Genomic DNA, 21655 nt, shown 5'->3' with positions numbered 1-21655 from the left:
ATTAACTAGTTACTGATAATATATCGGGACTCACTTGTTATGAATAACCTTTTTGGTTCCACCTTTATTTTCGAAAAATCTCCTTTATTTCATCCATTTTCTATAACTCCTTTATCGTCTCCTCTAAAAAAGCTCGTAACAATGACTCCTTCTGATAATCAACTTGATTTGTTATAAGCGTAAATCCATTGGCATCATGCTCGGTTGCAAGGATGGTTATACCTCCCGTTAAATCAACAGAAGCATAGCCGTTCTTATAGTAAACAATATCTTCTTGCGTTATCGCCCATAAATGATTATCAAAGGAATTTTGAAACCATAGCTCAAAGGCTTTATCGAGCAAGTATGTATTTGTAATCGTCACCGTAAAAGCAGGCACCTCTGCTTGAAACGTCTTTCGCCCAGTTTGCGTTAATACCGTTCTCTCCGAAGGCTTATAACGGATATCAAAATCCTTTTCTTGCAAAATGCACTCGGGGCTTTCGTAATAGCTTTCAAAATACAAATAAAACGGGAATGAATACATTTTTTCCGCTAGCCGTCGCATTCGCTTACTTGTCTGTTCTACATAATCATATGCTTCACCTGATACAGCGTAAGCAACATAATCGCCATTAACTTCAATCAACCACTCATATTCCTTATCATATTTCAATAAATGAATCATATTATACCTTCTCTGTTTGTTTTTTCTTTTCATCTTATACCAATATACGGATATTAAATGTGAAATGTTTCAGCAAACTCTAAACAGGAGGGTATCATGAATAAAAACAGCTAAATAAGCACTTGGATGTAAATAGAGTACGATTGGTACTTACGATTTCCTGATTGATGTAAGTTTTATATAAAAACAGTAGGAGTATTATCATTTTATTAATGCAACGGTAATCATAACTAACGGAAGTTAAAAAATTTCGAAACAAATCATATTTTCAAAACGTATAGTACTATAACAAGTAATGGAGGCCTAAAAATGGATATAGATTATAAGCAAATATCACCGAAAGCAATTAAAGTTCGTAATGTCAATGAACTCATTACATCCGTTATTGGCATTATTATTTTCGCAGTATTACTTTTTTTCACCTATCAATTTCATTGGTGGAGTTGGTTACAGTATGTGTGGATTGGATTGATTGCACTTACAATCATTGGCATCCCTTGGACCTATGTCGTTAGTTCGCCAATTTTTTACAAAACATTCCGTTATGGAGTAACAGATGATTTTTTATATATAAAAAGTGGTGTTTGGTCGATTTCAGAGGTAGTCGTTCCGATGGCTAAAATTCAATCGATTGAGTTAACACAAGGTGTCATCATGCGAAAATATGGCGTTTCATCGGTCGATATTGCGACGATGCAAGGAAGTCATGCAATTCCGCATGTAGAAGAGGAAGTCGCAAAAAAGCTGCGAGATGATATTTCAAAACTCGCGCGTTTAAAGGAGCTTGACGAATAGTGACATTCAAGTATCCAAAAATCAAATTTTTATACGATTTCCTAGACATAATTAGAAGTAATTTTTACTTGTTCATTATTGTATTTATCATTAATTTCAACAGTGATTCAACGTTTATCAATGTGCTTCGGTTCGTCTTGATCGCCATTGTGACATTGAGCTTTTTAGGGCGTTTAAAAGAACTGCTCTTTACAAAAGTGTTGTTTGCTGGAGATGGGGTTCGTGTCTATACGGGTTTGTTTTCAAAATCGGAGCGATTCGTACCGAAAGAGAAGTTTGAAAATGTACAAACTGCCACAACGGTATTACAACGATTATTCGGCGCACATACAGTCACAATGGAAACAGGTGATGCAACTGGAGATGTAACACTTAAATTTGTCAGACAGGCTGAGCGCGACAAAATGGAGGCGTATGTTTTATCGGCAAGTAATCTATCCATCATAGCATCAACAGATGAGAATGCAGGGGTGCTATTCAGACCGACTGTACAAGATTTATTAAAAGCCTCACTTACATCGTTTAGTTTTTTAGCTTTTATCCCGATTGTTCTTAATGTTTGGTCGGATCTAAAACTAGAAAAATTTGTAGATATTGAGGCAGTAAAGCTTCCTTTATGGTTGACCTTAGTACTTATTTTACTAGCCATTATGGTGGCGATTGGTATTGGTATACTGAGGACGTTTAATAGCTATTACCAATATGAAATTTCGATGGACAATGAGCGCATTTACGTACAAAAGGGTTGGCTATCGAAACAAAGCTTTTCGATTCGAAAAGAAAAAGTACAAGCAGTCATTTATAAGCAAAGTTTGTATCAAAGGCTATTGCGTGTCACGACAATTCGCCTCATCTCAACAGGAGAAATTATGACGTCTGGCGAGCAGCAAATTAACGAATTTTTCCCGTATTTACCAACTGCAAAAGCAGAAGAGCTTATGGCAACATTGCTTCCAAAATTTACGCGTGAATCAATGACACATAGCGCTTCTAAAAAAGCGAGAAAGCTTATTTGGTTAAGACCACCGATTTTTGCTATTGTTGTCGCAATTTTAGGGTTATGGCAATGGATTTTTTACATTATCGGGGCAGTCTTATTCATCTTAACCTATGCAAATCGTATTTTAGCCTATAAAAATTTAGCATTCACATTGCAGGAGCACCATGTCCAAGTGCAATCAGGTACCTTTACGGTTGAAACACTCGTTACGAAACGATCAAAACTAATTGAACTAGTATTTGAGCGCTCATTGCTACAAAGAGCAACAGGCGTTATGAATATGAAACTATCCAATCGTGCGCAGCCTATCCATGTAACCGAGCTAAAAGATATCGATGCCGAGCTACAAAAAGAGCTGACGATATGGTTTGAGCAACGAATAAAAGATGTCCGTATCGATCCGAAAACGAGAGATGGCGAACTAAAAAACGAAGGGATTGTTCGGTTCTTAACCGTTTTAAAAAAGAGGGCACAACAACTTTAAAATTGTTAATCGTTAAAGATGTGTTTCGACAACCTGCAACCCATTTCCCCTAACGGATGGATCTACGAATATTTTTGTTATGTAGTAGCTTGAAGCAAGTATGATTTTCACAATTAACTAAAATGATGTGAACGCAATGTTAAAAGAACAATTAAAAATAACTGCCTTAAAGTTCTTTACAGTCCCTGCTCGATATGAGCTCTGTATTGACGATTTTGAAGGTGAAAAAGCGATGTTTATGTGGAAGGATATAAATAGTGACGAAGATTATTACGTGGAACTAGATAAAAACGGCAAACTCCTATATCTTTCACAACCCTCAATCACAACGAATGTCCGTATTTCTGTAGAAGAACAGCTGCTGATTGCCGAACAATTTTTAACGTCTCAGTATGCAGAAGCGCTCGATTATTTTACTTTATCAAAGGTAATGGAAAATGAGGACTACACACGATTCAAGTTCGAACAATTAGTAGGAGGCTATCCATTAGCAACCTACTACTGTTTCATTGAGATTAGCCATAATGGACAAGTACTGAATTTCAATTTCAGAGGCTATACAAAAAATCTACCTAGCCTACCCGAAACATTGGCGCCAAAAGAATCGATTTTAGCCAAGCTTTATGAGGCGGATTGGATAGCTAGCATGTCGTATTTATCGAGTGAATCATACTCAGTTCCTGCTTCTGGACTTTACGTGCTCTATGAAAGTCCGGTTGTTTACAGTACATTTGATGCTGTTATAGGAACGAATTCCTTTGAACGTGAGCAGGAAGATGGAGATGATATGGAAAGTGAAATATTTGTTCCAATGCCAACTGTTGTACCTCATATACCTGAGAAAACCATTGAAGCCATTATAGGCGTAACGCCAATCTCAATAGGGATCCCGTCAGAAAAGTGCGAATTTACAACGTTAATAAATGAGCAGCGTATGCAAGATTTTATTCAAGACTTGAGCCAGTACAGTTTCTTTTGAACAGCGTTAAAAACCTTGTTGTATCTAAGTTCAAACGATAGTGCATAAAAATATGTATATGAATGGAACAAAAAAACACTTAAAACATTGATATGACAACGTTTTAAGCGTTTTTTTGACCCCAATCTAACATTTTGGAACGTTATTAGGTTTATTTATGTATACGTTATAAATTCATTACTTATACTTATTTAATATTTCTTCTGGAATATGACAATAATCGTTTGGACATTTAGCTAACCTATCTTGATGTTCTTCTGCACTTCTTATATAGTTTGTAAGAGATAATACTTCAACAACTATAAGGTCATAATCATTTCTCTCACTAAGAAAAGCCTTCGCTTCTTTTAAGTGTTCAGGCTTTTCACTATAAACTCCTGTTCTGTATTTCTCGCCAACATCCTGTCTTTGTTTATTTAAACTGTATGGATCAATGATTTCAAAAAAATATCCCATTAATTCCTTGATTGTTACAACTGTCGGATCAAATCCTGTTTTTACACATTCGGCGTACCCATCATAATCCCCCTCAAGTGTATGACTTGTTCCATTAGCCCTTCCTGCTTCTGTAAACTTAACTCCAGGTAAAGTTTTTATAAAAGCTTGTACTCCCCATAAACATCCACCTGCAAAATATACTACTTCCATATTGACTCTCCTCTCTGTTTAAAAAATAAAAAATTCATCCCAAGTAAGTATTAAGGAAAAACATAGTTACTAAGTCTATTACACATTAAAATAATGACAAATTTTATTATTCCACATTATGGCCCTTTAATGGAGTAATGTAGGTTCATCTATTAGCTCGGCTAGTAAAAGAAAAGATGTTTTTCAGGTATTAAGAAAATTATGATAAAAAAAATCTCAGGCTATACTGGCTTAAATAAAAACAAAAAGGCTGTTCAATCGGAGAACGTTTTGAACAGCACTCTTCTTATTCCCTAGGCCATTTCAGTTTTACATCATCCTCTAAACAACCGAGTTGATCGAAATGGCTTGCTATAATGCTAAAATACATATTTTCATCTGCGCTTACATCGACTTTACGTAGCGCATCATTAACGATATATGCAGCATCCTCTCCTAGTGCAAAAATTGTATTGAAGGCACGTACTCGTATATTTTGGTCTAAATCAAACATAGCAAATAACAACTCATCAGTCGGAATAGGCTCACTAAAATGAGCATAAGGATCTTTATAAGTAGCACAATAAATTCGCTCTCTTGCCTCCTCAAAGGTATCACCTAGTAATAACCCTCCAGCAAAAATCCCATTATCCGTTTGCGAAAGAGTAGCCAAATCAATCTCTACAAAGTGCATATCTTTTACAATATAGTATTTGTCATCTAGATTTAGCGCAATAACATAATCATCCCACGTAGCGACTTCTCCCGGTTCAATATAAACTGCAGGGCGATACAAGTATTTTGCTGACACATCTTTGAAGAAAACCGTCCATTCAGCATAAGGGCTACCAAAACTAGATAAAACTCGTAATGCAAATCTACCTTCGATCTTTAGTAATTCATCATACACGTAATAGCCTTCTAGATTACCTTCTGTTTGTGCATCATGAAAAACTAATTGTACAATTGACTCGACTGTAAACCCGCCACTCATATCTAATAGAAGCGTAAAATTATTTCCTTGTTGCTCAGCATTTAAAATTTTACCATCATGAAATGATTGTGAAAAAACGGTTTGTGCAGACGGATTAAAGCGTTCAACAATTGCTTCACGCTTTTCATAAATAGCATTACTCTTAGTTGTGAACTGCTCAATTGTCACATTGCACCATTCTTCAAATTCTTTCATTAAAATATCATTTCGAAATAAAGTTCGTTCAATAATTCCCGACTGAAACTTTTGTGGTAAGACATCTATATACTCGGCTAAATGCTCATATAAATGATCTTCAAATTCAGCATCGAACTCTTCCTCAAATGGATATGTATGTGCTGCATTGAATACTTCTTGTCGTTCATGTGTTAAGAAAAACATCATTCCACTCCTTTTTAGTTGTATAGCGAAAAATAATGAATAAATATTATAATAGATACTTCCGTTTATTCTTCTAGACTCTAAGGGACTTGAACTTCAGAATACCTTTAAGTCGTTGATTACTTTATACATAATTGATGGCGTTGCAAAACTAAAAGGATAGTTCCTATTTTCTTCATTTCGCAAACCTCATCCCTTTATTTCTAAATATATCATTTATTTCATTGCTATTTCTTATTGAACTAAACTGTCTAAATAATTTCATAATCTGGCCCTTTCCATGAATAAAGACGCCTTTCCTTACTAAGGAAAAGCGCCCGTTTGTTGTATAAAGGGTGGTATCAGATTTATGCATTTACAATGTTAATCATTAAAGATGTTACCAAACGACGCTTTGGGGACCTAAAAATCCGTAGCATTTTTCATTTATTATGCCACGGATTTTTCTAATGGGATTAGTACCAACAATCAATCACTAGAGCAACTCATACCCTAAATTTTTCATCGTTTCTAGGAAATCCGCTAATTCATTCGATGTATGAATTTTTTCAAATGAATGAATCGTCGTCATCGCACTTAAAATTAAGGAGCGATTCGGCTGTTCTGTCACGATTTCTTGTTGTACAAATGTGACCAACTCATATAATAATTCACTTATTTGTGCATCTTCTTCATATAAGCGCTCTATGGCTTTCCGTAAACTGTTCGTATGAATGGCAAAATCACTAAATATTGAATCGACCTGCTGGTTAATTTTGAAGTTCTGCTCAAATACCTCGTTTGACACCAATGGCTTCTCTCCGTTTGCTTTACTCGCAATAATCTTTTCTGTACTTGTCAGACTATATTCAATTAATGGGATATACGCATCCTCTTTATGATCCATTAAATTCGAGAAATGAAATAAATTCTGTAAAATCCCCGCAAACACGAGTGTAATCTCCGCAATATAAGGCTCGTACTTCATGCCATAAACCTGTTGTAATCGTTTATAAAGCCACTCGATAAACGCATTTCGCAAATCCTTCATAAATTTAATTAAACTAGAGTCATCTGAAACGGCTGCATCATCCATTAATTCAGACATATTGATGGTCCCCTTATTTAAGAACGTCACTTCTATTTGTTGAATGAATACATCACGGTCCGCTAGATTATCCTCATCTAATAATAAATCTCGTTGATACTGAATACGTTCTTCTCTGTAAAGTAGCGTTTGCTGTAACAATGAGCTTTTCGATTCAAAGTATTTATAAAATGTTCCTTTTGAAACATTGGATTGATTTAATATGTCTTGAATCGAGGTTGCATGATAGCCTTGGCTTAAAAACAAATTAAACGATGATTGGATAATGGCTAATTTTTTGTCCTCCATCTTTTCACTTCCCTCACATGAATACAATCATTATACTACGATTCCTCTTTTAGAACCTAAGTATATTTTTCTTGTTTTTTAAAAACAAAAGGTTTAATATACATTTTATACTTGCAGTTCATTTTTATACTTAAAGTATATTTAAGTTGATTACTAAAAGAATACAACTAGGGAAAGGAAAAGTTGAACCACATGAAATCATCTACAAAAACAACATTAATTGTTTTAATTACCGGCGCATTTTTTGCGTTACTAAACAATGCCTTTTTAAATGTCGCATTGGCTGAAATCATGCATGACTTGTCGATTTCAGAATCCACAGTTCAGTGGATGACAACAGGCTATATGCTCGTCAACGCCATTTTAGTACCGACAACTGCCTTCTTAATGAAGAAATATTCGTTACGCAACCTATTTTTAATGTCCATCGGGAGCTTCTTTATCGGCTCATTACTAGCAGGGGTTGCAGGTTCATTCGGTTTATTATTAACAGGTCGTTTAATCCAAGGTGTAGGTTCTGCACTGTTAATGCCAATGGGGACGTTCTACTTAATGACATCATTCCCGAAAGAAAAACGTGGCTCGATGATGGGGCTATTCGGGATTGTTATTATGTTCGCACCAGCTATTGGTCCTACATTATCTGGATTTTTAATCGAACATTATAGCTGGAATGTTTTATTCTTAATAATGGTACCGATTATGGGGATTGTTTGGCTAATCGGCTACTTTAGCTTAGATAAAACGAAACCAAGCTATTCAGGAAAAATCGATACACTATCAGTTTTTTTCTCTGCTTTTGCCTTTAGTGGCATTTTATACGGCTTTAGCTCAGCCGGGAATAAAGGTTGGGGGGACACATTCGTATGGCTTCCAATCGTACTAGGTTGTGTCTTCTTAGCACTATTAATCATTCGCCAGTTCCGTTTAGATGATCCAATGTTAGATTTTGGGATTTATAAATCGCCACAATATGCATTGGCATCAGCAATTACAGCGACAAACATCATTGCGATGTACTCTGCGATGATTTTAATTCCACTGTTTTTACAAAACACACAAGGACTTGGGGCGATGGAAACCGGCTTAATTTTATTACCTGGTGCCATTTTAAACGGGATTATGAGTCCAATTGCTGGTCGATTATTCGATAAAATCGGGGCAAAAACGTTAGTACTGATCGGTGTGATGATTACCATTGGGACAACGATTGCCTTTGCACAATTAGATGAGAATACTTCAAGTACTTATATCGCAGTCGTTTATGCTTTACGAATGCTAAGTATGTCATTTGTCAGCATGCCAATCCAAACGCATGGGCTAAACTCGTTAACAACCGACCAAACACCACATGGTACTGCGATTAACAGTACCTTAAACCAGGTAGCTGGCGCAATTGGAACAAGCTTACTCATATCAGTGATGGTAAGCCGTACGAAAACCCATATGGCGGCTGTAGCAAGTCAAGTAACCGACCAAACATCACAGCAACATTTAATGCTTCAATCATCCATTAACGGGGTTAACGATGCCTTTTTAGCGACATTAATCGTATCTGGAATTGCGTTTATTTTAGCTCTTTTCCTTAAAAAGAAAAGTTTTAAAGCCGAAAGTGAGCCAGATGCTTCAGATAAATAGATAAGGAGGGCGAGAAAATTCGCCATTAATCTCCTAAATCGCACTACCATTCTTTAAACATATAATAAATACTAAAAGCCCAAAAGAAAGGTGCAAATGTTGTTAAATCAACATTCGCGCCTTTTTTGCGAGGACTAATGTTTATGCATCTTTTTATACAAATGGCGCAAACAGTTGATACAGCAGCATTTATACTTGCGGGGCTTGTTCATTAATTTGCAGTAAAAATATTGCTCCACAATATGGCCCTTTAATGAAAAAAGCACTTTCCTTATTCCAGGAAGGCGCCCGATTGTTGAAGATCGTTATTGAACTAAAGCACCCCGTTAGCTTAAGTACAATCTTTCACAAACTTACAGCATTAGGGTTTCCTAACAATCAAAACGGTTTTATAATGCGAGTGTGGGATTTTATCGAACGTAATATCCTTCATTATATATTCTCTTATTAATAACGGCTCCCAGTCATCATAGTAACTGAGGAGCTTCCTCAACCTCTGGATGCTCTGTAAAGGCAAATAAAACGTGTACTCCACCAGAGTTAGTCATCTCTCTAAAATGCTGAATTTGATTTAACCTATTCTCAGGTATAAGGTATTGTAAAATGCCCATACCAAGAAGGACATCCACTTTTTCAGAAATAACTAAGTCGTTTACATTTTCCTCAACTAAATTAATATTCAATCCATTTTCTTTTGCCCGTTTTTCTGCCTTAAGTAGTCCACTCCTTAAAATTTCTACCCCTGTTACCTTAAAACCCTTTTTAGCGAGAAAGACACTATCTCTACCTTCACCACATCCTAAGTCAAGGACAACTTTATCTTTAAGCGAATCGGAAGGTAAGAAATCAAGCATATTAATCACAAGCTTGTTCAGCTCTATACCAAAGTGGTATTCCATATTTGAATATAATTTTTCATAGTTTTTTATATCCATTTCTATTTCTCTTCAGGGTTTAGAAAGTTTTTAGAAATAACAACGGCATTGCAAGATTTTTCATAAAACTCAAGGGGACCAACTTCTCCAATAATAGCGTATTCATAGCCTCTTTCCTTCATTTCAACTAAACATAGATGAAGCAGAGTATTTCCTATTCCATTTATTCTATTTGAAAAAGATGTACCCATTGGACCGAATAATCCTTTTTTCCCTCGAACAACGTCAAAGCAAGAGAAACCTACAAGATTTTGGTCTTCTAAAGCGATAAAAATAGGAATATCTACTTGTAAAAAACCGTTTTCAATAGAGTCTAACCATCCTTTTCCAAATTCTTTTTCTACAAAGGTTTTCAAGGAGGCAGAATCGCTTTGCTCTGCTTTTTTAAAAGTTAAATTACTTGCTGGAATAGGTGGAAACGAATAATCCTTTAAAGAAACTATCATATCTCTGGGATAAGCCACGATTTCAAGTATACGAGAAAAATCCAATCCATCAAGTATTGCTCTTGTTAAAGGGTCATTAATTTTAAAAATTGCATCTACTATATGACCTTCATTTATAAAAATTTGTTTGAATCGTTTCATTCGATTATTTGCGTTCGCTATTACCATTTTCGTGGTTTGCGTTATATTTGATGTAAAAGGTTCATAACTAATACCTTCATCTTCCATATTAAATTTCACTTCCCTAACTCGTTCGTTTAATATCTCTGTAAGATTTGGATAATTAATATATAACTCAGCACACACACCTGTTCTTTCGAGTAATACCCCCATTAGTAAGTGTACAGGATAAACAACCTTGGTTGTCCTTTCAGCTTCTGTTTCTGCATATTTTAGAATTCTTAACGTTCTTTCAGTAAATCTCAAGTACCTTTCCTCCCTGTTAATTTTTTCTTCAACTAAACTGCTTCGTTAGTTCAAAAATGAAAAAAGAACTGGATATGCAACTCAATGATCTTTAATTAATGCACTCTTCTAGTTGAATAAGGATTTTCTAATTAAAAAGCTTCTTTAACTGACCATCCTATATACTCACCTTTATATTTTTTTGAATATAAAGACATAAGTTCAGTTTGATAATCAACAAGCGCCAAAGCCTCTGTTTTTGTTGCTTTAATATTAGTACACTCACTATTTTTATTATCGATAGCGATATTAAATCCTGTTCCACCTATCTCATTGATACATTCTTCTGCACATTCATTTGGTATGGCAAGAGCATGAGTAATGTGACATGTATTGTCCTGAGATAAGTTAATTTTAGTTTCTTTTACTTTCAGTCTGTTTTCTCTAAGCCTTTTTTCTTTTTCCTCGGTAGTTTCATAATAATTAAATAAACCTTCTTCAAAAGCGTCGTCAATTTCAATACGGTTATAATCTAAAATCCACTTCCTAAACTTATGGTAATAGGGCACAAGAGTATCTTTATTTAAGCCAAAAACATCACATCCACGGTCGTCATACATATGAAATATTATGTCCTTGTCAGTACTAATAAAGTACACAGATTGTCCAATAGAAGGTTCTCTTCCTTGTTCATAATTCCCTATACCTTCAAGTATTTCCTGGTAGGGTACAGACTTTAATTCTGAGTATACAAATTTCACTTTGTATTCATTCTTAACTTCTATTGTTTGACCCGTTACCTCATCATAATCCTCATCTAAATCGAAGAAAGTTTCCTCTTCTATATTTTGTTTATTTAATAAATCATACAGGTATTCTGGGGTGTTATTTCCAAACATAACACCCTCTGTTACATCCCAATCTTTTATATAAAGATAAATAAAATCATCCGGCTTGAACACTTCTTCGAATAATGTGGTCACTCTTGTAACAACTTGATTAATTCTTTCTTCAGTTCCATTTTTATATGGGTCACCTAGTTCGAACCTTAGATACAAATCGCTTGTTAAGGTAGGGAAATTATTTTCTATGTACTTCAATATTTTTTCCTTCATTGGAATTCCTCCCATAAATAAATTCTGTATAATCTCTAGTCTGCTGGTAAATTCGATCTCTCCTTATAGGATCCTTATTCAACTAACCTGCTCCGTTAGTTCAATAAGAAAAAAAGAGCTGCTTATGCAACTCAATGATCTTCAAGGAAAGCGCACGATTGCTGAATATCGGTTTTCAATTAAAGGCCCTGTACTTGAAGTATAGGAATGATGAATGATAAAAAATGCAGTTTGTTTTAATGCGCCAAATATACAGATTTTTATTCAGATAATACACTCTACATAATCTTGAAAAGTACTATCGTAGCCCTGTTTATATATTTGCATAAAAAGCTGTATAAACAATATTTAAAGGAAAATCCAAGAAATGTTGGTTTAACAGTATTTCTTGGATTTCGGTCTCTCTCCAAACTTTCATTTGGGAACGTTTATTATGATTGTTTTGTATAGCTTATAAGTCCTTGTTGCACTAAAACGCCCGATTGCTTAAGAGAGTATTGGTACAAATAGAACGTCAAGAAAAATGTCTACCGATATTAATGTGTATTAATGACCTATATTATCGTTGTTACCACTAAGTGGTTCTACTACTTCTCCATCTTTATCTATTACAATACTGTCGGTTTCCTTATTAGCCTCGGTCAAAGACCCATAAAAAATAAAAACACCAAAAGTAATGATAGCTATCATTGTTAATACTATAGAAATTCTCTTTTTCATAAAGTAGTCATCTCCCTACATATAAATTTATTTTGTTCTAATTTTAATATACACTTTTTTCCAATCTAATCCAATTAAAGCACAGCCCTTATTCAACAACTACACCCGTTAGTGGAAGTATAACCTTCCCAAAGCGTCGTTTGGGGACATTTCATAAAAGAATGTTATTCAATAATATGGCCCTTTAATGAAAAAAGCACTTTCCTTATTCCAGGAAAGCGCCCGATTGTTGAAGATCATTTTTTCCGTGTCCCAAACTTGCATTTTGGAACATTATTTAGATTTATTTTGCATACTTTATAAATCTTTAATGAACTAAAGTAATCTTGAATTTAATAAAAATAGAGACGCTTCTTAAACAATCGCGTCCAATCGTTGTATTGAGTTAGCCATTGTATTCATCACGAAATCCCTGAATAAAACCTTGAATAAAATCAGGTGATTCAACCATAATCAGACAGACTATAAATCCTAAACCAACAAATATAAGTTTATTATTTCTCTTTGCTCTACCAACAAAAAATAATAGTAAACCTATTCCTAATGCTAAAGCAGGAAAGATATATAAAATGGAATCAAACATTACTCTCCCCTCCCTCCCTTTCTTTGAACTTCATTATTACAATGGTACCATTTAATCCATTATTTAACAACGTGGTCCTTAAATGAGAAAAGCGTACTATTTATTTTAAAACGCGTTTATTTAAAACTTCTTGAATATATGAATTCAAATGGCTCGATTGTTGAATTAAATACCTCCCCAAAGCGGTGTTTGGGGACTTTTTGAAATGCTTGTTGCTCTAAAGCACCAGATAGTTTAATTACTTTTTTTGAAAGACAGAATAATTAAGGCGATACCAACAAGAAAAAATAACCCCGTAAAAAGGTTATCGGATAACGGCATTGTTTGAGGTATAGTATCCCACGTTCCAGTATGAATTTGTGCTGACCAATATACATATGCAGTTAAGCGTTCAATCGTAAAAATTAATCCACTAGTTAAAATGAATAACGACCCTAAAATTAGACTTGTTTTTTTATCCAAAAGATTACCTCCTATGTACTACTTCATTAGTTGAATTATAACCTTCCCAAACAGTTGTTTGGTAATATTTTGTAAAAGAATGTTATTCAATACTATGGCCCGATTGTTGAATAAAAAAGATCCTGCATCAACACAGGATCTTTAATCAATCTTTATTACAAAGGTACAGTTAACACAAATAGAAATTCAATTATTAACAGCATTAATACAGCGATAGCAATAACATTCAATACCGCATCTTTATTAAAAGCTTTTTTTCATCGTTTCTCCTTTTTACCTTCACTTGAAAATATTTTTTCCACTAGACACAGATACTTGTTCAACTGTAGTTGAATAGCAACAATCTCTAAGAAAACAAGCATTGTTTATAACAATTATGTTTAGTTACCGACATTATTATTATGAATTTTATCTAAAACGCGTATTTATGTTTACTTGATAATAAGGTGGAAAGTTATCCACAGATTCCAACTTTTTTGTACGGTTCCAACTTTTTTGTACGATTCCAACTTTATTTGTTCTGTACATCTGTACAATGCACAATTTTTTCTAAAAAACAAATTGACAGAAAATTCAACGTGTTATACAGTTAGTTACATAAGTAATTAACCAATTGACCTGGAGGTGGATTGTGAAGCAATCATTAAATGACGAAAAACCTATTTTCCAACAAATTCGCGAGCGTATTGAGGATGCCATTCTCGATGGTATGTTACAACCAGAAGATCGCATTCCATCGACAAATGAGTTTGCTAAGGAATATCAAATCAATCCAGCTACTGCTGGAAAGGGCGTGAACGAATTAGTGGATAAAGGGGTTATCTATAAAAAACGTGGCGTGGGTATGTTTGTTAGTAACGAAGCACGAACAATTTTAATTGAGGAACGTAAGCTCAGCTTTTTTAAGCAACATATCGAACCATTGAAAAAAGAAGCAACTAGATTAGGCATTTCAGATGTAGAATTACAAAATATGTTACAAAGGGGTTAACGTATGATCATCGAGGCGAGAAATGTTAGTAAATCATTTAAGCATAAACATGCATTAGAAAATATAAACTTGAAAATTGAAGGACCGAAAATCATTGGATTTTTAGGTCATAATGGAGCCGGAAAAACGACTTTTTTGAATCTGTTAGCTGGGCTTATCACAACAACTGATGGGGAAATTTGCGTCAACGGAGAAAATGTCTTCAATGCCTCACACATTTTAAGTGATATTTGTTTCGTTGCAGAAAGTGGAAACTTTCAAGACGAGATGACCATCGCACAAAGCCTGAAAGCCAATAGCTTCTTCTATCCAAAATGGGATGATGCTTTCGCTAAAGAGTTGCTACAAGTATTTGCCCTCAACCCAAAAGATAAAGTAAAAAGCCTATCGAAGGGGATGGTGTCTGCACTTGGTATTATTACAGGCTTTGCTAGTAATACCGCCATCACGATTTTTGATGAACCGTATATCGGCTTGGATGTAGCTGGACGAAATACATTTTACGATTTATTAATTGAACAGCAGATCGAAAATCCAAGATTATTCATATTATCAACGCATTTAATTGATGAAGCGAGTGAGTTATTCGAAGAAATCTTAATTCTAAATGAGGGGAAATTACTGCTACAAAAAAATTCAGATGAATGGCGTCAACATGTCGTTGCTGTAAAAGGCTTACCTCATTACGTTGAACAGGCAATTGATGGATTTGAGATAATTTACAAACAATCCTTTATGAATGAAATGACAGCTATTGTGTATGCAGATGGTAAACAAATGGCGTCCGAAAATATTATGCTTGAAAATGTGTCGCTGCAAGACATGTTGGTGTATTTAAGCAAACAGCGGAAGGCGGGGTCAAATAAATGAATATATTAAAAGGTAGTTTATACGTCTTTTTTCAAAGCTATAAGAAACAAAATATCATTTTCTGGATTATTTTATTTTCAATCGTCTTTCTATCATTTTTCTTAGATTCATTTTTCGGTAAGTATATTTCTTTCGCTATAACTATCTCCATTCCTGTTTATATCTTTTACAGCATAATGTCTTCTAAGATCTTAAATAGAACAATGCCTTACTTTTTAAAGCTTGGCTTAAGCCGCATCCAGTATGTATTTCATATAGGTTTATTTTTTCTTACTTGGAGCATTGCTGGTGCTGTCATTATTGCTTGTACGCATAAACTCATTGCATTTTTCTCCAACCTGTTAGATGTAAAAGATTTTATTATCATTCATCCAATTTTACTTTTCGATACTGCCCAACCATTTATGCTGACAGTCGCTTTTGACTTTGTATTACTATTATTCTGCTTAATCTCTGGTCTATTACTGAATGTAGTCTTTTATCGTTTTGGGACTATTGGTGGCTACAGCTTTATCGGAACTCTTGCTTTAATCCCTATCATCTTCATCATATTTCAATGGTATACACCACTATTTGAAATGCTGTCAAAAGCTTCGATTTTCGCTATATTAAGCGGCTTGCTACTTGTAATTATTTTGCTCTACTCAGTGATTACAAGCGCATTACGAAAAGCATCTGCAATTCCTACTTAATGTGTTTCCTATACAAAATATGCAAAAAAACATCTAAGCATTGAATCCAGACCATAAGATGTATGGTTATAAGAAAATTTGTCATGAAGGGAATCAACCGAATGAACAAAAAGGTCATCTTTAAAATTATTGGCTTGGAATTACTTCTGATGTTTTTCTATGTATTAAACGGTGCCTATGTGTCGTTTACACAGCCTTCTAGCCTGTTTTTACAGTTCGTTATGCTGATACCACTAGCAATAGGACTCATTCTATACATTGCAATCAAAAAGAAGTGGGACCATTACTTCTTTAAAAATATCAATAAAAATAGTATTTTAATAGCCTCACCGCTTCTTCTTGTTTTATGTATCATTTTATTCAGTACGAAAGGCTTGAATGTTGATTCATTTAGTGATTTATTGTTCATGTTTTTGATGCAGATGTTCATCGTAGCATTTATTGAAGAAACTGTTTTCAGAGGGATCATGCTGCGGATGCTGTTAGCGAAAGGTACTTTTTCAGCTATTTGGATTACTAGTATACTTTTCGGTATAACACATTCCTTACAACTTCTTGGCGGACAATCGATTGAGGATACTATTATACAAATTTTATATGCGCTGCTTGTAGGTCTTGTTCTTTCTTTACTCATTGTAGATGGTCAATCCATTATTATGACCATACTATTCCACGGCTTAAATAACTTTTTCAACCTTATGGGCAATGTGGAAAGTTCCATGGTGTCAGCAATGATCATTATATTCGTACTATTCATATACACAATTTTCCTGTGGAAACGCGTGAAGAAAAAATTGCAATTTCTAGTATTAACTTAAAATGGTAAATACGAAGCAATGCCAAGGCCGTTCAACCAAGCACTGGCATTGTTATCTTAATAAGTAAAAATAACTTAGCGATTTGTTCTTGTATACCATGTACGAGCGTTTGAAAATAAAATTTTCTCGGATGCTTTTGCATCGAATAGCTCTTGAATGAGTGCGATGTCAGTAGCTTTGAACGGACGCTTTGCACGTGTGGACGGTAAATCTGTGCCAAACAGTAAGGCATCAGGATTTGCTTTATAAATTTCCTTCAATGCATGTTCGACATTGAGCTCGACTCGTCCAAAGCCAGTCGCTTTCACACGAATCCCTTGCTCCACAAGCTTAACTAAATGCGGTAAACCCTTTTCCGATAATCCTAAATGATCAATTGAAATCGCTGGTAAACGCTGAAGAATTGGCGCAATTTCTGGCAGTTCCTGTGCGTCGATATATAACTCACTATGCCAGCCGACCAAATCAAACACACGTCTTGAAAAATAATCGAGCTTCGATATATCTTCTGAACCCCCACGCTTAATATTAAAACGCAATGCTCTCACACCTTTGTCATGCAGTGTTAAGATTTCTTCATCTTTAACAGTGTAAGGTAATTGCGTTACCCCATAAAACGTCGGGCCCATTTGTGCAAGTGCATTTACTAAATACCCCTGATCAAAACCTTGAAACGAACCAGATACAATCGCCCCACCCGTCACATTGAAATCAGCTGTCTCATATATATAATCCTCCACAACATAACTCGGTGGTATGTACCCCTGATTCTCCTTTACCGGAAAATCAAAATCAATAATATGAAAATGCGCATCAAAAATCTCCATGAAATCCCCCATATACAGAAAAAAATGTTTTTCCAAACCAACTTAGCTCTATCTAAATAATAGTAGCTTCAAGTATTTTTCAACCAGACTATTCTTAATAAGAAAATATCTACTATAAAATTTCTACTGCTCTAATTTCTTTAAAATATCGACTATCTTCTGTTTATTTTGATGGCCAATCACGTTCCCATACTTAATATCTTTCTTTGCTCTTTCCTCAAACTCAGTAATCCAATCACGTTGTCCTTGAGCATTTGCTACGGTTTCAAGCATACTGAAATTCGCACTAACTGGACTTGGCGCATTTTGTTTTATGTATCTAGTCGCTCTTTCAAAATCAAACGTAAAGATGAGAACTTCCTTTAAGGAAATTTCGCCCGCCGCATACAGCGCGTTTGATATTTCGACTACTTCCTTGAAAGTCCCCTTGCGTACATCATACTTTTTCGAAAATTCTTCATAAATAGAAGTAGTCTTTTCCGGCTGATACTTTACTTGTTGTGCATTTTCCGCTGATTGACTGATCGATGATAAAAGTACTGAAGCAAAATCTTTGTTAGCAGCTAGTTGTGGTGAGTACGAAGTTGATGAATAGGGATTTATAGAACTAATTTTCATATCTTCACCCTCTATTTTTCGTATTTTAAACAATGGCTCTACATTAAATATCGGAACAACTCTAATTTACTACAGACGCCGCTCAAAAGAAACCAAATAATTACAGATCATTTGGTTAATCGTTTGCACAACAATCTAATAACTTTGTCGCTAATACTTGCCAGTTAATAAAAACTTCTTCCACATGTAGAACGAAATACCACGGTCCAGACATCGTCCCACCGTGTAATGGTTTATCATAAACGATATCCAAGATCAATTGCCGATTGATTGCCATATCATCGATCGGCTTTATTGATTCTGACAGCTTCCAATAGATGTTTTGTATAGAACCATCACATACTCTCTCAACGGCCATCTGTCCATAGATGCCACCCCACCAAGATAAAAATAATTTTACACTTTCGGAAAAGCCAAAACTCCCCTGGTTATTGTCCTCAAAAAGTCTTTGATAGAATTTGCTTTCAAGTTCTAAAATGCCGTTATGGTCATATAAACTATTTTGCATATTCTTATTAACAGCTTCATTCCAAACGCACCTAAATATCGTTTTAAATTCTTCACCTTGTAAAAGCCCCCATTTCGAGCTATCGACATATGGAAATAACGGCCTTTGGCTATTGATGTTTTGGCTGTTTTCATAAATGTTTTGCATAAACACTAAATAATTTAAAGAGTAAGGAGCATTAGATCTTATACTTAAGTGATTTTTATTTAAATTCTCACTACACATCATTTTTCCACACCTACTTTCATTAATTGACCTTCTACTATTTGTAGTTTTAAACTATACATATTTATCTAATCACTCTAGTTCCCATCATTCTTGCACCAATATAACCTGCTCCTAATGAAATTTTATTAGGAGCTTATTCTTTTCAAACCAAAAGACACTTTTTGTTCGAAAAGAAACAATTAACAACAAAAATGAAAAATATTATAAACATTGGAAAATAAAAGTTAAGTATGCTATTAATAATTATTAAGGATTGATGTATTGATTGCTTTAACTAATTCCCTCTTAAATGTTTCACTATTTTTATAAAAATCAAGCACATAAACCAAAAAATACTGATTTAGGTGATGAAAATATGATGTATCCAATATTATTAGTTGATGATGAAGAAGGTTTACTAGATATGTTAAGTATAATGCTGCAAAAGGAAGGCATTATGGATATTGATGTTGCCACAACCGGCAATCAAGCACTTGAAAAACTAAATAATTTTTGTTATTCCTTAATCGTCTTAGATATCATGCTTCCAGATATAGACGGATTTCAAATTTGCCAAGAGATTAGAAAAATAAGTGATGTGCCTATTTTATTTATAAGTGCACGCACGTCTGATATTGATAAATTAACTGGTTTAAACATTGGTGGAGATGACTATATTACTAAACCATTTAATCCACTTGAAGTAGTAGCACGTATTAAAGTTCACTTACGTCGACAAAATTTGCATTTACCAACACAAAATAAAATGGCAGATCAATATGACTACGGCTATCTTAACTTATCAAAAAAAACGGGAGAATTATTTATAAAAGGAGAAAAAGTAATTTGCCCTGCAAAGGAATTTGAACTACTGTCCTTTTTCTGTGCGAATCCCAATCAAGTTTTTTCAGCTGAACAACTGTATGAAAAAATATGGCAGCAATCAACAGGCTTAAATGATCGAAATACAGTCATGGTTCATATCCTGCGTCTTAGAAAAAAAATTGAGGAAGATGTAAAAAAACCAAAAATAATTGTAAATATGAGGAGCATTGGTTATAAATTCATCCCTCCAAAAACGAGGGACATATGAAAGTAAAAATAAAATTAGCACTGCACTTTCTTGGGAGCCTTATTATCTTGGGCATTTTTGTTTTATGTATGATTGTTCTACTTTCTACTTTTATCAATCATGCAATTATTTGGTTTACTTCTGATGATTATATTGCTACTTACATTGTAGAGCAAAAGTTATTACCTATACTACCTTATCTAGCGGTGATTATATTCTGCTTGCTTTATGGTTGGTGGATAGGCTCAGACTTTTTTTACATACTGGAATGGATATTATTATTATCAAAAGGTGTATATCAAGAACCCAATAGAAAGAAGAAAATAGCAAAGAATAAACCCCATAAGAACCCAAAATTTAGTATTTATCAAGATATCTTTATTCAACTTAAACGATTAACAGAGATTTTAAAAAGAAATGACTTAGAAAGAGCGGAATTAGAAAAAATGAGAAAAGAGTGGACAGCAGGAATATCTCATGATTTAAAAACGCCTCTTACTTACATAAAGGGATACTCATTTATGTTAACTTCTACCGAACACGAATGGAGTGAACAAGAAAGGAAAGAGTTCGCATCTCTAATAAAAAAACAAGCCATTCATATGGAAAATATAATTGAAGATCTAAATACAGTTTTTCATTTTGATCATGGACATTTCCCTTTAAATTTGAAAAGACAAGACATTTCTCAATTTATTCATGGCATAGTCATAGAGATGACTGAAAACCCCTTGCTTAAACAAAAAAATATTTCAATTGGGATAAATACTATTCAGTCCGTGCCCTTTACTTTCGATGAACAGATGCTGAAACGCGCTATTAATAACCTTTTAATGAACGCCATCATTCATAATCCTAATGATACTGAAATTATGATATCAGTTGAAAAAAGCGATAAATTAGAAATTAGAATTTCAGATAATGGTGTCGGAATGAATAACGAAACTAGGCAAAATTTATTTAATCGATATTTTAGAGGTACTTCAACCAAAATACCTTCTGAAGGAACAGGATTAGGCATGAGTATTGCTAAGCAACTTATTGAAGCTCATCAAGGTTCTATTTCTGTTGATAGTACTGTAAATAAAGGTACTGTTATTCATATTAGTTTTAAGTTGGATTTCAACTAATTTCCCCAAGTATATTCCTAGTTTTATTTACATTCAATTCTACAAAACTTATGGAAATGCTCTCTAACAAAGCATTCCCATAAGTTCTACTACCAACAAGTTAAATATCTATTGTGTTTTCCTCAGTACGTTTATTCACAATATAGAAATAGATATTTACTATCATCATTAAACCTATTATAAAAACCGAATAATTATATATGTTCTGTATTGAACCATCCATTCCGTTAAACCCTATAGTTACCAACTTAAAATCAATTGTCTTTATCCCTATATCATTTGTAAACAATTTATACACCGCAGATGCCTGGAAATA

The 21655-nt window shown here is 34.3% G+C and carries 23 protein-coding genes; 10 read left to right on the top strand and 13 right to left on the bottom strand.

What is annotated here, in order from left to right:
- Nucleotides 1-100: 100 nt before the first annotated feature.
- Nucleotides 101-667: a hypothetical protein gene (locus tag ACIQZG_RS04100; RefSeq protein WP_402753890.1), complete on the bottom strand. Its 567-nt coding sequence runs from the start codon at nucleotides 665-667 to the stop codon at nucleotides 101-103.
- Nucleotides 668-976: 309 nt separating this feature from the next.
- Here ACIQZG_RS04100 and ACIQZG_RS04095 point away from each other — a divergent pair, with 309 nt between their 5' ends.
- The 3 genes from ACIQZG_RS04095 (at nucleotide 977) to ACIQZG_RS04085 (ending at nucleotide 3925) form a co-directional block, all read left to right on the top strand.
- Nucleotides 977-1462, top strand: a complete 486-nt coding sequence (locus ACIQZG_RS04095; protein WP_402753889.1) for a PH domain-containing protein — start codon at nucleotides 977-979, stop codon at nucleotides 1460-1462.
- Between the two features lie 68 nt (nucleotides 1463-1530).
- Complete coding sequence (locus tag ACIQZG_RS04090) at nucleotides 1531-2946, top strand: PH domain-containing protein (RefSeq protein WP_402753888.1); 1416 nt, start codon at nucleotides 1531-1533, stop codon at nucleotides 2944-2946.
- Between the two features lie 136 nt (nucleotides 2947-3082).
- Nucleotides 3083-3925: a YcdB/YcdC domain-containing protein gene (locus tag ACIQZG_RS04085; protein ID WP_402753918.1), complete on the top strand. Its 843-nt coding sequence runs from the start codon at nucleotides 3083-3085 to the stop codon at nucleotides 3923-3925.
- A gap of 177 nt (nucleotides 3926-4102) precedes the next feature.
- Here ACIQZG_RS04085 and ACIQZG_RS04080 read toward each other — a convergent pair whose 3' ends face one another.
- The 3 genes from ACIQZG_RS04080 to ACIQZG_RS04070 all read right to left on the bottom strand — a co-directional run bounded on the left by ACIQZG_RS04080 (nucleotide 4103) and on the right by ACIQZG_RS04070 (nucleotide 7302).
- On the bottom strand, nucleotides 4103-4573 hold the full coding sequence (locus ACIQZG_RS04080; RefSeq protein ID WP_402753887.1) for a peptide-methionine (S)-S-oxide reductase: 471 nt from the start codon (nucleotides 4571-4573) through the stop codon (nucleotides 4103-4105).
- 286 nt (nucleotides 4574-4859) lie between these two features.
- Entirely contained in the window at nucleotides 4860-5927 is a 1068-nt protein-coding gene (locus ACIQZG_RS04075) for a DUF4085 family protein (RefSeq protein ID WP_402753886.1), read from the bottom strand.
- Between the two features lie 475 nt (nucleotides 5928-6402).
- On the bottom strand, nucleotides 6403-7302 hold the full coding sequence (locus tag ACIQZG_RS04070; RefSeq protein ID WP_402753885.1) for a TetR/AcrR family transcriptional regulator: 900 nt from the start codon (nucleotides 7300-7302) through the stop codon (nucleotides 6403-6405).
- 192 nt (nucleotides 7303-7494) lie between these two features.
- Here ACIQZG_RS04070 and ACIQZG_RS04065 point away from each other — a divergent pair, with 192 nt between their 5' ends.
- On the top strand, nucleotides 7495-8940 hold the full coding sequence (locus ACIQZG_RS04065; protein ID WP_402753884.1) for an MDR family MFS transporter: 1446 nt from the start codon (nucleotides 7495-7497) through the stop codon (nucleotides 8938-8940).
- A 467-nt stretch (nucleotides 8941-9407) separates the two neighbouring features.
- On the opposite strand, the gene ACIQZG_RS04060 is transcribed toward ACIQZG_RS04065, so the two are convergent.
- From ACIQZG_RS04060 to ACIQZG_RS04035, 6 genes are all read right to left on the bottom strand, one after another.
- Entirely contained in the window at nucleotides 9408-9875 is a 468-nt protein-coding gene (locus ACIQZG_RS04060; RefSeq protein WP_402753883.1) for a class I SAM-dependent methyltransferase, read from the bottom strand.
- Between the two features lie 2 nt (nucleotides 9876-9877).
- Entirely contained in the window at nucleotides 9878-10747 is an 870-nt protein-coding gene (locus ACIQZG_RS04055; RefSeq protein ID WP_402753882.1) for a Clp protease N-terminal domain-containing protein, read from the bottom strand.
- A 131-nt stretch (nucleotides 10748-10878) separates the two neighbouring features.
- Nucleotides 10879-11841: a DUF3885 domain-containing protein gene (locus ACIQZG_RS04050; protein WP_402753881.1), complete on the bottom strand. Its 963-nt coding sequence runs from the start codon at nucleotides 11839-11841 to the stop codon at nucleotides 10879-10881.
- A 546-nt stretch (nucleotides 11842-12387) separates the two neighbouring features.
- Complete coding sequence (locus ACIQZG_RS04045) at nucleotides 12388-12561, bottom strand: hypothetical protein (protein ID WP_402753880.1); 174 nt, start codon at nucleotides 12559-12561, stop codon at nucleotides 12388-12390.
- Nucleotides 12562-12946: 385 nt separating this feature from the next.
- Entirely contained in the window at nucleotides 12947-13144 is a 198-nt protein-coding gene (locus ACIQZG_RS04040; RefSeq protein WP_402753879.1) for a hypothetical protein, read from the bottom strand.
- Nucleotides 13145-13378: 234 nt separating this feature from the next.
- Nucleotides 13379-13606 carry a hypothetical protein gene (locus tag ACIQZG_RS04035; protein WP_402753878.1) on the bottom strand — a complete coding sequence of 76 codons (228 nt, stop codon included), beginning with the start codon at nucleotides 13604-13606 and terminating at the stop codon, nucleotides 13379-13381.
- A gap of 631 nt (nucleotides 13607-14237) precedes the next feature.
- Here ACIQZG_RS04035 and ACIQZG_RS04030 point away from each other — a divergent pair.
- The 4 genes from ACIQZG_RS04030 (at nucleotide 14238) to ACIQZG_RS04015 (ending at nucleotide 16977) form a co-directional block, all read left to right on the top strand.
- Nucleotides 14238-14597 carry a GntR family transcriptional regulator gene (locus tag ACIQZG_RS04030; RefSeq protein WP_402753877.1) on the top strand — a complete coding sequence of 120 codons (360 nt, stop codon included), beginning with the start codon at nucleotides 14238-14240 and terminating at the stop codon, nucleotides 14595-14597.
- 3 nt (nucleotides 14598-14600) lie between these two features.
- Complete coding sequence (locus ACIQZG_RS04025; RefSeq protein WP_402753876.1) at nucleotides 14601-15467, top strand: ABC transporter ATP-binding protein; 867 nt, start codon at nucleotides 14601-14603, stop codon at nucleotides 15465-15467.
- Nucleotides 15464-16159: a hypothetical protein gene (locus ACIQZG_RS04020; protein WP_402753875.1), complete on the top strand. Its 696-nt coding sequence runs from the start codon at nucleotides 15464-15466 to the stop codon at nucleotides 16157-16159. Before ACIQZG_RS04025 ends, ACIQZG_RS04020 begins: the two co-directional genes overlap by 4 nt.
- A 101-nt stretch (nucleotides 16160-16260) precedes the next feature.
- The gene (locus ACIQZG_RS04015; protein ID WP_402753874.1) at nucleotides 16261-16977 is read left to right on the top strand and encodes a CPBP family intramembrane glutamic endopeptidase; all 717 of its coding nucleotides are present in this window, start codon (nucleotides 16261-16263) and stop codon (nucleotides 16975-16977) included.
- Nucleotides 16978-17051: 74 nt separating this feature from the next.
- Here the strand turns inward: ACIQZG_RS04015 and ACIQZG_RS04010 are convergent, their stop codons facing one another.
- The 3 genes from ACIQZG_RS04010 to ACIQZG_RS04000 all read right to left on the bottom strand — a co-directional run bounded on the left by ACIQZG_RS04010 (nucleotide 17052) and on the right by ACIQZG_RS04000 (nucleotide 19158).
- Nucleotides 17052-17804 (bottom strand): amidohydrolase family protein, encoded by a 753-nt coding sequence (locus tag ACIQZG_RS04010; RefSeq protein ID WP_402753873.1) that lies wholly within the window; start codon nucleotides 17802-17804, stop codon nucleotides 17052-17054.
- A gap of 123 nt (nucleotides 17805-17927) precedes the next feature.
- The gene (locus tag ACIQZG_RS04005; protein WP_402753872.1) at nucleotides 17928-18422 is read right to left on the bottom strand and encodes a hypothetical protein; all 495 of its coding nucleotides are present in this window, start codon (nucleotides 18420-18422) and stop codon (nucleotides 17928-17930) included.
- 115 nt (nucleotides 18423-18537) lie between these two features.
- Entirely contained in the window at nucleotides 18538-19158 is a 621-nt protein-coding gene (locus ACIQZG_RS04000) for a group-specific protein (RefSeq protein WP_402753871.1), read from the bottom strand.
- A gap of 355 nt (nucleotides 19159-19513) precedes the next feature.
- Here ACIQZG_RS04000 and ACIQZG_RS03995 point away from each other — a divergent pair, with 355 nt between their 5' ends.
- On the top strand, nucleotides 19514-20230 hold the full coding sequence (locus ACIQZG_RS03995) for a response regulator transcription factor (protein ID WP_402753870.1): 717 nt from the start codon (nucleotides 19514-19516) through the stop codon (nucleotides 20228-20230).
- Nucleotides 20227-21339, top strand: a complete 1113-nt coding sequence (locus ACIQZG_RS03990; RefSeq protein WP_402753869.1) for a sensor histidine kinase — start codon at nucleotides 20227-20229, stop codon at nucleotides 21337-21339. The genes ACIQZG_RS03995 and ACIQZG_RS03990 overlap by 4 nt, the downstream gene beginning before the upstream one ends.
- The last annotated feature ends 316 nt before the right edge of the window (nucleotides 21340-21655 follow it).

It is taken from the genome of Lysinibacillus sp. NPDC096418 (assembly GCF_044762775.1).
Classification (GTDB): Bacteria; Bacillota; Bacilli; order Bacillales_A; family Planococcaceae; genus Lysinibacillus.
The sequence above is the reverse complement of the archived record's forward strand: the minus strand, read 5'-3'. Positions and strand labels throughout refer to the sequence as shown.

Coding starts and splice junctions, on each gene's coding strand:
- ACIQZG_RS04065 (WP_402753884.1), top strand. CDS start 7,495: ATGAAATCATCTACAAAAACAACATTAATTGTTTTAATTACCGGCGCA.
- ACIQZG_RS04060 (WP_402753883.1), bottom strand. CDS start 9,875: ATGGATATAAAAAACTATGAAAAATTATATTCAAATATGGAATACCAC.
- ACIQZG_RS04040 (WP_402753879.1), bottom strand. CDS start 13,144: ATGTTTGATTCCATTTTATATATCTTTCCTGCTTTAGCATTAGGAATA.
- ACIQZG_RS03995 (WP_402753870.1), top strand. CDS start 19,514: ATGATGTATCCAATATTATTAGTTGATGATGAAGAAGGTTTACTAGAT.
- ACIQZG_RS04095 (WP_402753889.1), top strand. CDS start 977: ATGGATATAGATTATAAGCAAATATCACCGAAAGCAATTAAAGTTCGT.
- ACIQZG_RS04045 (WP_402753880.1), bottom strand. CDS start 12,561: ATGAAAAAGAGAATTTCTATAGTATTAACAATGATAGCTATCATTACT.
- ACIQZG_RS04075 (WP_402753886.1), bottom strand. CDS start 5,927: ATGTTTTTCTTAACACATGAACGACAAGAAGTATTCAATGCAGCACAT.
- ACIQZG_RS04010 (WP_402753873.1), bottom strand. CDS start 17,804: ATGGAGATTTTTGATGCGCATTTTCATATTATTGATTTTGATTTTCCG.
- ACIQZG_RS04025 (WP_402753876.1), top strand. CDS start 14,601: ATGATCATCGAGGCGAGAAATGTTAGTAAATCATTTAAGCATAAACAT.
- ACIQZG_RS04000 (WP_402753871.1), bottom strand. CDS start 19,158: ATGATGTGTAGTGAGAATTTAAATAAAAATCACTTAAGTATAAGATCT.
- ACIQZG_RS03990 (WP_402753869.1), top strand. CDS start 20,227: ATGAAAGTAAAAATAAAATTAGCACTGCACTTTCTTGGGAGCCTTATT.
- ACIQZG_RS04015 (WP_402753874.1), top strand. CDS start 16,261: ATGAACAAAAAGGTCATCTTTAAAATTATTGGCTTGGAATTACTTCTG.
- ACIQZG_RS04100 (WP_402753890.1), bottom strand. CDS start 667: ATGATTCATTTATTGAAATATGATAAGGAATATGAGTGGTTGATTGAA.
- ACIQZG_RS04005 (WP_402753872.1), bottom strand. CDS start 18,422: ATGAAAATTAGTTCTATAAATCCCTATTCATCAACTTCGTACTCACCA.
- ACIQZG_RS04050 (WP_402753881.1), bottom strand. CDS start 11,841: ATGAAGGAAAAAATATTGAAGTACATAGAAAATAATTTCCCTACCTTA.
- ACIQZG_RS04085 (WP_402753918.1), top strand. CDS start 3,083: ATGTTAAAAGAACAATTAAAAATAACTGCCTTAAAGTTCTTTACAGTC.
- ACIQZG_RS04020 (WP_402753875.1), top strand. CDS start 15,464: ATGAATATATTAAAAGGTAGTTTATACGTCTTTTTTCAAAGCTATAAG.
- ACIQZG_RS04070 (WP_402753885.1), bottom strand. CDS start 7,302: ATGGAGGACAAAAAATTAGCCATTATCCAATCATCGTTTAATTTGTTT.
- ACIQZG_RS04080 (WP_402753887.1), bottom strand. CDS start 4,573: ATGGAAGTAGTATATTTTGCAGGTGGATGTTTATGGGGAGTACAAGCT.